18 protein-coding genes are annotated in these 12231 nt (G+C 46.7%); 3 read left to right on the forward strand and 15 right to left on the reverse strand.

Annotated elements, in window-relative coordinates:
• Positions 1 to 30 precede the first annotated feature (30 nt).
• From gerR to BGM27_RS01900, 3 genes are all read right to left on the reverse strand, one after another.
• Positions 31 to 606 (reverse strand): sporulation-specific transcriptional regulator GerR, encoded by a 576-nt coding sequence (gerR, locus tag BGM27_RS01890; RefSeq protein WP_003154450.1) that lies wholly within the window; start codon positions 604 to 606, stop codon positions 31 to 33.
• A 157-nt stretch (positions 607 to 763) separates the two neighbouring features.
• Complete coding sequence (gene rpmF, locus BGM27_RS01895; RefSeq protein WP_003154457.1) at positions 764 to 943, reverse strand: 50S ribosomal protein L32; 180 nt, start codon at positions 941 to 943, stop codon at positions 764 to 766.
• 21 nt (positions 944 to 964) lie between these two features.
• Positions 965 to 1483 carry a YceD family protein gene (locus tag BGM27_RS01900; protein WP_007409699.1) on the reverse strand — a complete coding sequence of 173 codons (519 nt, stop codon included), beginning with the start codon at positions 1481 to 1483 and terminating at the stop codon, positions 965 to 967.
• A 208-nt stretch (positions 1484 to 1691) separates the two neighbouring features.
• Between BGM27_RS01900 and BGM27_RS01905 the strand changes: the two genes are divergently transcribed.
• Positions 1692 to 2939: a nucleotidyltransferase gene (locus BGM27_RS01905; protein WP_007409698.1), complete on the forward strand. Its 1248-nt coding sequence runs from the start codon at positions 1692 to 1694 to the stop codon at positions 2937 to 2939.
• 18 nt (positions 2940 to 2957) lie between these two features.
• On the opposite strand, the gene BGM27_RS01910 is transcribed toward BGM27_RS01905, so the two are convergent.
• Together BGM27_RS01910 and BGM27_RS01915 are read right to left on the reverse strand one after the other, a co-directional pair.
• Positions 2958 to 3980 (reverse strand): SepM family pheromone-processing serine protease, encoded by a 1023-nt coding sequence (locus BGM27_RS01910; protein WP_007409697.1) that lies wholly within the window; start codon positions 3978 to 3980, stop codon positions 2958 to 2960.
• A gap of 5 nt (positions 3981 to 3985) precedes the next feature.
• Positions 3986 to 4765, reverse strand: coding sequence for a patatin family protein (locus BGM27_RS01915; protein ID WP_007409696.1), 780 nt, complete (start codon positions 4763 to 4765; stop codon positions 3986 to 3988).
• Between the two features lie 179 nt (positions 4766 to 4944).
• On the opposite strand from BGM27_RS01915, the gene ylbJ reads away from it, so the two are divergent.
• Positions 4945 to 6171, forward strand: coding sequence for a sporulation integral membrane protein YlbJ (ylbJ, locus tag BGM27_RS01920; RefSeq protein WP_007409695.1), 1227 nt, complete (start codon positions 4945 to 4947; stop codon positions 6169 to 6171).
• Positions 6172 to 6189: 18 nt separating this feature from the next.
• Here ylbJ and coaD read toward each other — a convergent pair whose 3' ends face one another.
• The 9 genes from coaD to BGM27_RS01965 all read right to left on the reverse strand — a co-directional run bounded on the left by coaD (position 6190) and on the right by BGM27_RS01965 (position 10791).
• Positions 6190 to 6672, reverse strand: a complete 483-nt coding sequence (coaD, locus tag BGM27_RS01925) for a pantetheine-phosphate adenylyltransferase (protein ID WP_007409694.1) — start codon at positions 6670 to 6672, stop codon at positions 6190 to 6192.
• Positions 6673 to 6676: 4 nt separating this feature from the next.
• Entirely contained in the window at positions 6677 to 7231 is a 555-nt protein-coding gene (gene rsmD, locus BGM27_RS01930; protein WP_007409693.1) for a 16S rRNA (guanine(966)-N(2))-methyltransferase RsmD, read from the reverse strand.
• Entirely contained in the window at positions 7231 to 7440 is a 210-nt protein-coding gene (locus BGM27_RS01935) for a hypothetical protein (RefSeq protein WP_007409692.1), read from the reverse strand. The genes rsmD and BGM27_RS01935 overlap by 1 nt, the downstream gene beginning before the upstream one ends.
• 90 nt (positions 7441 to 7530) lie before the next feature.
• Positions 7531 to 7803: a YlbG family protein gene (locus BGM27_RS01940; RefSeq protein ID WP_003154470.1), complete on the reverse strand. Its 273-nt coding sequence runs from the start codon at positions 7801 to 7803 to the stop codon at positions 7531 to 7533.
• Between the two features lie 58 nt (positions 7804 to 7861).
• Positions 7862 to 8311, reverse strand: coding sequence for a regulatory iron-sulfur-containing complex subunit RicF (ricF, locus tag BGM27_RS01945; RefSeq protein ID WP_003154472.1), 450 nt, complete (start codon positions 8309 to 8311; stop codon positions 7862 to 7864).
• A gap of 70 nt (positions 8312 to 8381) precedes the next feature.
• The gene (locus BGM27_RS01950) at positions 8382 to 8621 is read right to left on the reverse strand and encodes a YlbE-like family protein (RefSeq protein WP_003154475.1); all 240 of its coding nucleotides are present in this window, start codon (positions 8619 to 8621) and stop codon (positions 8382 to 8384) included.
• A gap of 15 nt (positions 8622 to 8636) precedes the next feature.
• Positions 8637 to 9047 (reverse strand): YlbD family protein, encoded by a 411-nt coding sequence (locus tag BGM27_RS01955; protein ID WP_007409691.1) that lies wholly within the window; start codon positions 9045 to 9047, stop codon positions 8637 to 8639.
• 175 nt (positions 9048 to 9222) lie between these two features.
• Entirely contained in the window at positions 9223 to 10263 is a 1041-nt protein-coding gene (locus BGM27_RS01960) for a CAP domain-containing protein (RefSeq protein ID WP_007409690.1), read from the reverse strand.
• Between the two features lie 84 nt (positions 10264 to 10347).
• Positions 10348 to 10791 (reverse strand): CBS domain-containing protein, encoded by a 444-nt coding sequence (locus BGM27_RS01965; RefSeq protein ID WP_007409689.1) that lies wholly within the window; start codon positions 10789 to 10791, stop codon positions 10348 to 10350.
• A gap of 140 nt (positions 10792 to 10931) precedes the next feature.
• Here BGM27_RS01965 and BGM27_RS01970 point away from each other — a divergent pair, with 140 nt between their 5' ends.
• Complete coding sequence (locus BGM27_RS01970; RefSeq protein WP_007409688.1) at positions 10932 to 11291, forward strand: YugN family protein; 360 nt, start codon at positions 10932 to 10934, stop codon at positions 11289 to 11291.
• Between the two features lie 34 nt (positions 11292 to 11325).
• Here BGM27_RS01970 and ctaG read toward each other — a convergent pair whose 3' ends face one another.
• Positions 11326 to 12210: a cytochrome c oxidase assembly factor CtaG gene (gene ctaG, locus BGM27_RS01975; protein WP_020953993.1), complete on the reverse strand. Its 885-nt coding sequence runs from the start codon at positions 12208 to 12210 to the stop codon at positions 11326 to 11328.
• Positions 12211 to 12231: the final 21 nt, after the last annotated feature.

The raw sequence follows: 12231 nt of genomic DNA on the forward strand, positions 1-12231 counted from the left end.
GGCGGGGCGCCGCCCCCAGGCCGGTTCATTTTACAGGCTCTGCGCCGATTTTCTGTCGTCTTCTTTTGAATTGACCATCCTTCTCGCTCTGTCCATAATGTCAATTAACGCTTTATAATCTTCTTCCGTCATCTCCAGCTTGTTTCTCAAGCTTTCATTTTCCTCACGCAGATCCTCGACTTCTTTTTGCAGCGCGGTCAGCTGTTCTGTGAGTTTTTCTTTTTCATGACGCACATCCGCTGCGGCTGGCGACTCTTTAAATTGCTGCAGAAACAAAATGACATCATCAATGGATAGCTCTTTTTCTCCTTCCGCCCTGCGGATCGGAGGCTGTTTGACGGTTCCCGGCAGATTGGCGGAATGCACCCCGATCTGCTTTCTTAATTCCTTCCGCTGTTTTTTCGCCAGTTCTATCCCTGACTGATATTGTTTTCTGACATAAGAATTCCATCTGAACCCGCAGGCGGCAGCCGTTCTCGTCAGCGCTCTGCCGACTTCTTCAAAAGCGGAAAGCTGGGTCCCGCCTTCCCGAATATGCCTGAGCACCACTTCTGCCAGCAGCAAATCTTCATCTTGCGTCCACGCGTCTTGTCTCGTTATCGTCAATCGTATCTCCCTCCATATTTGCTCATTTACCTCATACATATGCCGCTGATAGATTAGATAGACTACTGGGGCTCACAATTTTTTCGGCGGGAGCAGGCTGGAGGGGCAAAAAAAAGAAAAGCGCAGGAACCAAGATTCCCGCGCTTTTCTTCATACATTAATTGCTTTTAACATTTATGTCTTTGCCGTTGTATGATCCGCATGCTTTACATACACGGTGAGACAATTTCATCTCTCCGCATGACGGGCATTCTGTCATACCAGGTACATTTAGTTTGAAATGTGTACGGCGCAATCTTTTTTTCATTTTAGAAGTTCTTCTAAAAGGTACAGCCATTATTCCCACCTCCTTAAAGAGTTAAGATTCATCATCTTGTGTTAAGAGCTTTTTCAGATCCGCAAGTCTGGGGTCGATTTGATTTTTCTTGTCTTCCTCAGAAATCACTTGCCAATCCTTCCCCACTTGGGGAGCGGCTCCTTCTTTTTGTTCAGTTTCACAAAAGACTTGCATAGGAATTTCTAAAAGAATCTCTTCTTTTATGATCGGAGTTAAGTCGACGGTATCGTCTTCAGCAAAATGAACGTCCTCATCTTCTATATCATCCGACTTATGAAATCTAAACAGTTCTTTTGTCGCGATTGTAAATGGATACGGCACATCAACTAAAGTTCTTGAGCACGGCAAAACCATTTCGCCTGAAATCGTAAAGTCAAACGAAACTTGCTTGGATTCAATCTCCGCGCGGCCCTTCACCCGGACGGGAGAAATGCGGCGGATGTCAGAATTCAATTTTGTCAGCTCATTTAACTCAACTGTTTCATCAAATTCAAAGCTCTTTTTCGCCATTTGATGAAGCTGATAAATCGTCCATTTCATTTGTATCACCTCAGGAAAGCAACAAACATGATTATAGCTTTTCAGAATGTTTTTGTCAATATTTTTTCTTTACAGCATAATGCCGCCGTCATGCAATCGTTGACAGCCGGATAGGCTATGCATACACTAAACGAAACGGACTAAAATATGCACTTCATTTGCAAATGTACCACACGAAGCAAAACATAGCAAGAAAGGCGGGACAAATATGAAAGCAGTCGGCCTGGTTGTTGAATATAATCCCTTTCATAATGGACACCGCTATCATGCGGAACAAGCAAAAATCAAAACGGACAGCAGCGTCGCGGCGGCGGTGATGAGCGGCCCTTTTTTGCAGCGCGGGGAACCGGCCGCCGTCTCAAAGTGGGCCCGGACAAAAATGGCGCTGGAAAACGGCGTGGATATCGTCATTGAGCTCCCTTATATATATGCCGTACAAAAAGCGGAATTATTCGCGCGCGGCAGCGTTTCGCTTCTTCATCATTTAGGATGCAGCAGCTTGTTTTTCGGCAGCGAAAACGGGCGGATCGAATCCTTTCTTGAAGCGTCTGAAGCGTTCAGCCGAAAGGAAGATGACTGCAGCCTGATTCTGAAAGAGGAGCTGAAAAAGGGTCTCAGCTATCCGGCCGCCGCCTCAAAAGCTTTTTCACACATATTCAAAGGGCGGGACATGCTCGATTTGTCCAAGCCGAACAATATTCTCGGTTTTCACTATGTTAGAGCGATACACACCTCCGGTTCCGCTATGAAGCCTTATACGACAGCCAGAATCGCTTCCCAATATCATGACGCCGAGCTTCCCGGAGATAACAGCCGGATAGCCAGCGCAACAAGCATCCGGAAAGCGCTGATAGAAAAAGGAACGGCGGCCGCAAGGAGCTTTCTCCCGGAAGCGTCTGCGCGTGAGCTGGAGGCATACAGAAAATCATACGGAATATGGCACAGCACGGAAGACTATTTTTCATATGTAAAATACAGCCTCAGCACTCTTTCCGCTGAAGAATTGAGCCGAATCTATGAAGTGGAAGAAGGCCTTGAGCACAGAATTCTGCGCACCATCAGACAAGCCCGATCCTATCGCGAAATGATGGAACGATTGAAAACAAAACGATACACGTGGACGAGGCTGCAGCGGATGAACACGCACATTCTGACACGGACGAAAAAAGAAGACATGCATCGGCTCTTGCAGCCTTCAAGCGCTCCTTATATCCGTCTTCTCGGAATGACGAAAAAAGGACAGGCGTACCTGTCGGCAAAGAAAAAAGAGCTTACCGCACCTCTCGTCAGCAAGCTCTCTTCTTTCTCTCATCCCGCTCTGGATCTGGACATACTGGCGGGACGGGTTTACAGCCTGCCGATAAACGAACCTGAACGCACATTGTTTGAGAAACAGGAATTTTCACAAGCGCCGATCCGCTATGATGAAGACGAAAAGTGTTTTTTGAATGCGTAAAAAAAGCACCTGTCTGTATCAGGTGCTTTTTACTTTCAGCTGATCCAAATAGTCAAGTGCGTCCTGCATGGTGTCGACAGGGACGATTTTCATATCGGACTTGATTGCTTTCGCCGTTTTTACCGCATTTTTGTAATCAGAATTTTCAGCTCCGTTTTGATTCGGCGCAAAGAAAATATCTTTTCCCGCTTTGTCTGCGGCGACGACTTTCTGATCGATTCCGCCGATCGGTCCGACTTTGCCGTCCACGTCGATTGTCCCCGTTCCGGCTATATTATAGCCTTTTGTTTCGTCAGGTTTTGTCAGCTGGTTGTAAATTTCTAAAGACATCATGAGACCCGCAGAAGGCCCGCCGATGTTTTCAATGCTGAAATGAAGATCCGGCTTCACTTTCACGTTCCGGTCCGTATATAATGCGACACCGATTCCCGCTCTTTTCGGGTCGTCCGGGAATGATTTCAGCACAATGTCAACGGTCTTTTCTTTCGTGTCCCGTTCAATGTGAAACGTTACTTTTTCCCCCGCTTTTTTGCTGCTGATATAATCAATCAGCTTTTCAGCGGATTCGTATGTTTTCCCGTCCGCGCTGATGATTTTATCACCGACCTCTATTTTTCCTTTTGCCGGCATGTCAGAGACGACTGAGCTGGCATAAATGCCGTTAAATGAGTATTTCACCTGTTTCCCGGCTTTTTGATAAGCGGCAATGACCGCGTTTTCTTGGGAGCTTTTCATCATTTGCAGCTGGCGCTTCATATAATCCGAGTCCGATTCGCCCTCTTCTTTTATGCTTTCATCAGGGACGATTTCTTCGTAAGGATGCACTTTCGCCCAAAGATATGTATACGGATTGGCGGGGCCTACTTTGACAGTCATCAAGGAAAGGCTTCCTTTTTCAGGATAGCCTCCGTCCACCTTAATCAGCGGTCTCAGCTCTGATGCTTCTCCCGGCTGTGTGATGTAATACGGAAGCTTAATAAATGTAACAGCGATTAATAAGATCAGGATGATAAACACCCAGCGAAAATGTTTTGCTTTCATATGAGTTAGCCCTCCCAGTTCTCTATTTCTTGTTTAATCCGGCCGATCATCCGGTCTGCGGCTTCTTCGCCCGCTGTGATCATATGATCAATGTTGGCAAAAGAACTTGAGCTGAATGATTCAAGAGAAGGGCGGATCATGACGTCTGCGGCAATGGTCTGGTGACGGACCAATTCATTTTGCAGTATATCCATACTTTGCATGATTACATCAAAAATATGTGCCGCCTTTTCCGTTTTTTTCACCCGGGATACGTCAGAGGCGATGACGATATCAGCACCCATATCTTTTACGGCGGAAACCGGGATTCTGTCGACCACCGCGCCGTCGACTAACATACGTCCGTTCATTTTTTGCGGGACGAAAACGCCCGGTATGCTGATGCTCGCGCGGACGGCTTCGGACACTGAACCTTTCGTAAAAACGAGTTTTTCGCCGGTCTGAAGGTCGCAGGCCACGATGCCGAGCGGGATCCGCAGTTCTTCTATCGGCTTGCCGTACGTATAGGCATGAACGAGCTGCCTGATGCGGTCTCCTTTTAAAAATCCGAGCTTCGGCATCGTATAATCCGCGTACAGCCGCCGCTTAAATGCTTTAGCGACTTTTTTCATCGTGGCCACGTCATGCCCGGCCGCATAAAAGCTTCCGACTAATGCTCCCATGCTGCTGCCGGCAATCATATCAATTGGAATCTGATGCTTATGTAAACTGGATAACACTCCGAGATGAGCGATGCCTCTTGCCCCTCCCGAACCTAACGCTAACCCGATTGTAGGTTTGGCCAACGCGACGAACCCCCTAATAGACATCCTATACATGAATTCTATGGTCTAAATTGAACCCCTATGCTCGTATATTAGTACAGGATGACAAATAGGTACTTGCCCGGCCGCCTTTAAGGTCTGTTCTATATTTTATCATGATATAAATGTCAGTGTGCAATTTTAGCATCGGGGAGGTAAGAATGAATTTGTCTAAGTTTCATACATTTTTGATTTCATTGTTTTTCATTTTTTTGACGGCTACGGTTATTTCACACCCTCAGGCCTCATTCGAAGCCTCCAAAACCGGTCTTTCCATGTGGTGGGAGGTAGTTTTTCCTTCATTGCTTCCGTTTTTTATTCTATCTGAGCTTTTAATCGGATTCGGCATTGTCAAGTTTGTCGGCCTTTTACTCGAACCCTTTATGCGTCCCATTTTCAGAGTGCCGGGGGTCGGCGGATTTGTACTGGCTATGGGCATGGCTTCAGGCAATCCGGCCGGCGCGAAGCTGACTGCACGGCTGCGCCAGGATAAACAAATCTCCAGAGTAGAGGCTGAACGCCTCGTCTCTTTTACCAATTCATCCAATCCGTTATTTATATTCGCTGCTGTGGCAGTCGGCTTTTTTCATAACGCGTCTCTCGGCATTCTGCTGGCATCGGCTCACTATCTCGGAAACATCGCCGTCGGCCTGACGATGCGTTCATACGGACGGAAAGAAGAAGCGGCGTATACCGGTAAAAAGACGATCGCTCTCCCTTCTCTGAAGGAAGCATTTCTGGCCCTCCACAAGGCGCGGCTTTCGGAAAAGCGGCCGCTCGGAAAAATTTTGGGCGACGCCGTCACCTCTTCTGTACAAACCTTGCTGATGGTGGGCGGTTTTATTATATTGTTTTCGGTTTTCAGCCGGTTATTATCAATCGTACAAGTCATGGATGTGCTTTCTGTATTTACAAACGCGCTGCTTTCGCTTTTTCATCTTCCGGCAAATCTGGACATCCCTCTTATCAGCGGAATGTTTGAAATTACACTTGGGAGCAAGCTGGTCAGTGAAGCTGATGCCGCCTTGCTGCCGAAAGCCATGATTGTGAGTTTTATTCTCGGGTTCAGCGGCCTTTCCGTACAGGCCCAGGTAGCCGGCATTTTATCGGAAACAGATATCCGCTTTAAACCGTTTTTCGCGGCGCGTATCCTTCAGGGCATTTATGCCGCACTCTTTATTCTCTTACTGTGGAAGCCGCTTTACCTTGCATTGGACGAACCTTACCAGTCCGTATTCCTCCCTTTCCGCGATCAGGAAGCGGGATCTGCTGCCGTCAGCGGCTGGAATACACTTGTTGAAACCGGGCCCGCCATCACGCTGACAGCTCTCGCCATATACGCATTGATTTATTGTTACAGGCTGTCAGCACGGACAAAAAAAGGATGAGACGCCAATCAGCGCTTCTCATCCTTTAAATTTCTGCATCAGCGCCTGTTCAACTTCCGGAGGAACAAACTCTGAAACAGGCCCGTTATATTTTGCGACTTCTTTTACGATGCTTGAACTTAAAAAAGAGTACTGATTGTTCGTCATCATAAAAAAAGTTTCTATTGATTCGTCGAGCACGCGGTTGACGGAAGTCCCCTGCATCTCATATTCGAAGTCAGAAACGGCTCTGAGCCCCCTGATAATCGCCTTCGCCCGCTTTTTTTTCGCATAGTCGATTAACAGTCCTTGTGACGTCTCGACCGTAACATTCGGTATGTCTTTTGTCACTTCTCTTAACAGCTCACATCGTTCCTCTACTGTAAACAGCGGCTGCTTAGAAGAATTATTGAGCACGCATACGTACACCTGCTCAAACACGTTTGCCCCCCGTCTGATAATGTCCAGATGTCCGTAGGTGACGGGATCAAAACTTCCGGGACATACAGCTATACTTGCCACATCATTACCCCCTATTTCGGTATATCGTCACTCCTGTAAGCCCGTAAATTTCCCTTCTTGTTACAGAAAGCGCGCCGACGGCTTCAGGAAGCGCAACGGCTTTATCATGCTCGGCTACGACAAAACCGTCTTCATTCAGCATGTTCTGCTCATCAATCATTTCGATAAGCGCTTTCAGCTTTTGTTCCTTATACGGAGGATCTAAGAAAATTCCGTCAAAACCTTTTTCCCGTTTCGCCGCGGCATAGAGGGCCCGCTCTGCATCATTGCGGTATACTTCCGCTGAAGACAGCAGATCAAGCGCTTTGATATTCGCTTTTACCGTTTGGATGGCTTTGAAATCACGATCCACAAAGATACAGCGGTCAAATCCGCGCGACAGCGCTTCAATCCCGAGACCGCCGCTCCCCGCAAACAAATCAAGCCCCGTTCCTCCGTCAAAATACGGGCCGATCATATTAAAAATAGACTCTTTTACTTTATCCGTCGTCGGCCTTGTTGATGTGCCCGGCACAGCCTTTAAGGCTCGTCCTTTTCTTGAACCGGAAATTACTCTCATTATTCACACCACTTTTTCTGAAAACTTTGATGTTTCTCATCGGCTGAGCCGTTATGTATCAAAACAATCCCTATCTTATCATAAAGCATTCTTTCAAACAATGAACGTGAAAAACGTGTATACATATTCACATTCCTGTCAAGACTACGTGTAACAGCATCAATGAATGATGTTGTTGCCAACCGCGGAGAAGACTTACGTTTCCCCATAAGTTCTTCCTCCGGTTTCTCCTCTCCCTTTTCCTTCTCCTTAACTTGTTAAGGAATAGAAGGACCCCGCAGGTATCTGCGGGGATTTTTTTATATACCGACTTTATAATCGTACTCTTTCGCCTTATCAAGCTTTGATTCAAATTCCAGCTTTAAAAAAGGTTTATAAGAAGGCTCTACCTTCTTCACATATGAATAAGAAGAAATCTTTTCCATTGTTTTTTCGATTAGGTCCATATCGCAATACAGCACAACGTATTTCAGCCGCTTGGAAACATAATGAACGTTGCCGAATTTTCTCAGCATTTTGCTGTGTTTTAAGGAATGCAGATATACGATTATGCCTTGGCGCTTATTTTCCATCATGATCACCCGCCTGACTTTCTGTTCATTTTATGTAAAAGACGAGACGGCCGTCTCGTCAGGAAACTTTGCATCCGCAGCCGCCGCCGGAACCGCACCCGCCGCCGCAGGATGACAGGCCGTCAAAATAAGGATTCCCCGTCGGAACTTTTACATGCTCCGAGACGGCCGTTCCGAGTTCAATGCTGATCTCGTCAAGCAGCGACTGAAGCTCAGTCTCCGCTTTTTTAAATTCGGCCACCTTATCGTTTAAATCCAGTTCCCGTTTCATTTCTCTCATTTTGCGGGAAATCTCTCTATAATCAGGATGGTATTTGCCAAAGCGCTGCACATCCTCATACTGCTCTTTAACGCTCATAAATGAACGAATGATCCGCCCTGCCTCTTCATCTTCACGGAGACGCTTGTAACAATCGCGGTAATTTTCAGCCGTCTCAGACTGCAGAATCATGCCGGCAAGCTGCTCCGCTTCACTTTGAAGCTTGACGGACTCAATTGTTGCATACATAAATACGCACCTCCAGTTGCTAGTTTACCATGAAACCACCCAATTGGAAAATGCGGCGTTTAAACGCTTTTTAATCCTGTGAACGCATGGCGTGAACCATCTGCATCATCATCTGCGCCATTTGAATCCCGTTTGAGAATTGGCTTACCCGATGCGGTATCGTCTTTTCATAAAAATTCATCATGTCAAGCTGAAAGGAATTGAGATCGTCCGGTTTTCTCGCAAGTCTGCGGTACCAGACGGGACGCTGCCGTATAAACCGTTTCCGTTCCTCATCTGCGGATATGAATTCCTGAACCTCTTTTCGCATACACGATCCCCTTCTTTAATCCTTTCTGAACGAAAAAGGATGTTGTCCGGAGCCTTGCCGGGGCTGCTTCGTGCTGCTCCCCGAAAATTGGCTTAAAAGGCTTTGCAATGATGAAATGGATTGGCTCATTTTATTGATCTGCTCATTCATTTGGTTGATATCCATCTTTTTGACGGCAGTGACCATTTTTGAAACGAAATCGTTTTTTTCAGCTGGTTCCTGTTTGGTTTCCGCGTCGGAAGAAGGCTGAACGGCCTCGTCTTTAAAAGGGTCCCATATCGGATCATCCTCGCCCAGAAGAACCCAATTTTCATAGACTTCCTGCCAGCTTCTTTGTTCCTTGCGAACATTTTGGATCAGTTTGGGATGCTTTTTTACGAATTGTTTAAAATCATCGATTGATTGCCGTGATTGCTGATTCGCCACAATTCTCACCCCCTCCGAAAAGTTTTGCCTGCTATAATGTATCGGTTCATGCGCCTTAATGTTCGCCTAAATTGCGAAAAAAAGCAGGTATATATAAAAATTGTTTTTTTCGCCAGGAGCACCGCTCGCGAAAAAACATAAAAAAACCGCGGGGGACGCGCTCCTCTGCGGTTTTTTACTGCCAAGGCTTAATGAAGTTTTGCGTATAATACTTCTGATCAACGCCGACACCGAGGTGCGTATAATCCGGGCTTAACAGCGCCTTTCTGTGGCCTTCGCTGTTCAGCCAGCCCTCAACGGCTGCAGGACCGTCCACATAGTTGTAGGCAATATTTTCACCGGCCTCCCGGTATTTCACATCGCCTTTTTCCAAGCGGTCCTTCAGAGTCCCGTATTTCTTTGAGACGTGAGAGAAATACTTGTTATCCTTCATGTCCTTGCTGTGGCCGAATGCCACTTTTGCGGCGCCTTCGTCCCATTTCAGCCTTGCAAGTCCGTGTTTCACGCGGATGACATTTGTAATATCGAGAATCTGCTGTTCACTCGCTCGTTCAATGTCGTTCCATTTTTTATCAGAAACAGGCTCGGGTTCTGTCAGCTTTCCTCTGTACATGACTTCATACGGCCTTTGTTTCACAAGCGTTTCCGCATCAAATGCCCTGATGCTTGACAGATTCCCGTCAAATTTGTCCATGTACAGCTGAACATACATTCCGCCTATCTTAACGGTGGGACGGGTATTGATATCTTCTTCAGAAAACTCGAACCGATACGTGTTTCCCTTGTCAGTCACATTGACAAAAGGAGAAACCTGCGTCGTTTTAAAAACTTCGCCAGTCGATTCGCCGATCTTAAACGGTTTTGCGTTGATGCCGCTTCCCGAAGCGTATAAAGTCACGGCTTTATCATTCAAAATACCGACTTGTACGTATTGGTCTTTCCCCTGGTTGTACACCCACCACTCGTAATCGTAGGCAGAAGGATCTTTCCGGGACGGTTCCCCAAGTTTCTTTTTCACATCGGCGGCAGATTTCCCCATGAGAGAAAGCAGTCCGGATGACGGCATTTTCAGCCGTTTTCCGCTCTCTTCTTCATTGGAAACCTGAGGCTCCTCCTGATCCGTCTTTTTCTGAGGAGCCGATCCATATTGTATAAACAGAACATACGCTCCGTAAATAAGCAAAAGGATAACGAGAGCCCTTGCGATATTTTTCAACCTCTCACCCCCATATGTTCAAACCGTTCTGTTTTTGTTTACTCTTATACAGTACAGCCTATTTGCATCGTCCGTGATTTATGTTTAATGGATAAACCCCTCCGGACCGCCGTCTTCAGAAATGTCAGACAGCACTCGGCCTGCTTGCTCATTTGATTGCTCGGCCAACGAAAGATCGCCGAGCGTAACAATGCCGACCAGTTTTTTATCCCTTGTGACGGGAATTCTTCTGAGCTGATGTTCAGCCATCAAATGGAGCACCTCCTCCACAGAGGCGCCTTCCTCTGCACTGATAACCCGCTCTGTCATTGCGTCGGTTATTTTTTGAGAGTTCGGCTTTTTTGAAGCAATTCCCCGTAATACGAGATCTCTGTCTGTCACGATCCCGACAAGTGTGGCGCCGTCTTCATCCACTATCGGAATGGCGCCGACATCTGCGTCTTTCATCTTCACCGCAGCTTCATATACATTATCTAATACTGTACAATATTGCAAGTCTGACGTCATGAGCTTATTGATCTTTGTCATTGCGGAATTCCTCCTTTTTTCTGCTACTATTGTCGTCAAATTTTTCTTTTTGCATACTTTCACCGTATGAATCATTGAAAGTGTAACGCTTTCATACTATGATTGTCAGGAAAGGGCATTTTTAAAAGGAGGGGGAAGGTTTGAAGTTTGAAAACAGCGGTCTTGAAGGGGTAACAGCGGAGCTCAGCCGCTTGAATGATCTGATGGAAGGTAAAGGGCTCATTCTGGCTGGACAATGGGATTATGAAAGAGTGACTTACGACAAAAAGTTTTCAGTACCTGAGGGGACATTTTATCTGCGGATTCAAGGAACGGCAAAAGAGGGCGATGTCGGCGGCAGCCGGGCCGTGATTCAGCTGAAGGCCCCTCTTTTAGGAAAGCATTATTATCCGCACGGCGTAGAATACGGCAGCGCTGAAGAATTTCCGGAACATGTCGTCGCTGAAAGCAAAGCTTTACTGCTTGAATTGGAAGAGTCATTAAAAACAGTGCAAATGTAATAAAAAAGTACAGCATATTCTGCTGTACTTTTTTTCATGAGACGGTATGCTCGATATACGGCGGCTCTGACAGCGTATCTTTTTCCCGTTCCGTTCTGACCCACTGAAAAAAGATGACAGCCAAATATGTTCCGTAGACCGCCTCTTGAATGATTTTCATCAGTACTGCCCCAAGCTGCTGATCTTCCAGAGGAGGGAGCGTGTTAAACATCTCCGGTCCGGATAAAGGGATCTCCTCCAGCAAATCTAAAGGAACGCAAAGCTTCATTGCTTCGGCCCAAGCCGCCGGATCTGTATACGTGGCATACATGGGCGCCCCGCTGAACATAATGAGCGCGCAGGCCGGCGTTAACAGAATCCCGTCTGCCATAATATACCCCAGCTTCATTAAACCGCTGAGACGGGGCAGACCGTCCACCTTATGCACAAGCGGCCACCACATAAAAAACGCCGTTACAAAGATGAGTCCGTTCATCAGCGTGTGATACAGCGAATCCGTTTTGACGAAATCAAATATAAACGGGATGTGATACAGTGAAAAAATACCGTTAAACAGCACTAATGCGATAAGCGGCATTGAAAAGAACGAAAACAGCGGCTTTACGACAGGACGGAAGATCAGTTTTTTCCATGCCCAGCCGGGAATTCCGGAAATCAACAGCGGCGGTACGACTAAAAACAGAACCGCCATCTGCGTCATATGGGCGCTGAACATCACATGGCCCAATAAATCAACCGGACTTCCCGCAGCCGCGTAAAAAAATAGCGCGGAAAGCACAAACAGCACCTTCTCCTTAGCGGACACACGTCCTTTATGCCGGCTGCACCAGTAAAAGTAAACACCTGTTATCACGGCAGTTATACAAAACAGATATGGGCTCCACATTGCGCGAAACCCGAACATTTCCAAATTAATCAAATCTCTCACTCCCCGCCGCCC

Origin of the sequence: Bacillus sp. FJAT-27001 (assembly GCF_019039175.1) — a bacterium.
GTDB lineage: Bacteria > Bacillota > Bacilli > Bacillales > Bacillaceae > Bacillus > Bacillus velezensis.

Excerpts from the sequence above, each read along its gene's own strand:
- rpmF (WP_003154457.1), bottom strand. The coding sequence starts at position 943 with ATGGCTGTACCTTTTAGAAGAACTTCTAAAATGAAAAAAAGATTGCGC.
- BGM27_RS01900 (WP_007409699.1), bottom strand. The coding sequence starts at position 1,483 with ATGAAATGGACGATTTATCAGCTTCATCAAATGGCGAAAAAGAGCTTT.
- BGM27_RS01905 (WP_007409698.1), top strand. The coding sequence starts at position 1,692 with ATGAAAGCAGTCGGCCTGGTTGTTGAATATAATCCCTTTCATAATGGA.
- BGM27_RS01910 (WP_007409697.1), bottom strand. The coding sequence starts at position 3,980 with ATGAAAGCAAAACATTTTCGCTGGGTGTTTATCATCCTGATCTTATTA.
- ylbJ (WP_007409695.1), top strand. The coding sequence starts at position 4,945 with ATGAATTTGTCTAAGTTTCATACATTTTTGATTTCATTGTTTTTCATT.
- rsmD (WP_007409693.1), bottom strand. The coding sequence starts at position 7,231 with ATGAGAGTAATTTCCGGTTCAAGAAAAGGACGAGCCTTAAAGGCTGTG.
- BGM27_RS01935 (WP_007409692.1), bottom strand. The coding sequence starts at position 7,440 with ATGGGGAAACGTAAGTCTTCTCCGCGGTTGGCAACAACATCATTCATT.
- BGM27_RS01940 (WP_003154470.1), bottom strand. The coding sequence starts at position 7,803 with ATGGAAAATAAGCGCCAAGGCATAATCGTATATCTGCATTCCTTAAAA.
- ricF (WP_003154472.1), bottom strand. The coding sequence starts at position 8,311 with ATGTATGCAACAATTGAGTCCGTCAAGCTTCAAAGTGAAGCGGAGCAG.
- BGM27_RS01950 (WP_003154475.1), bottom strand. The coding sequence starts at position 8,621 with ATGCGAAAAGAGGTTCAGGAATTCATATCCGCAGATGAGGAACGGAAA.
- BGM27_RS01965 (WP_007409689.1), bottom strand. The coding sequence starts at position 10,791 with ATGACAAAGATCAATAAGCTCATGACGTCAGACTTGCAATATTGTACA.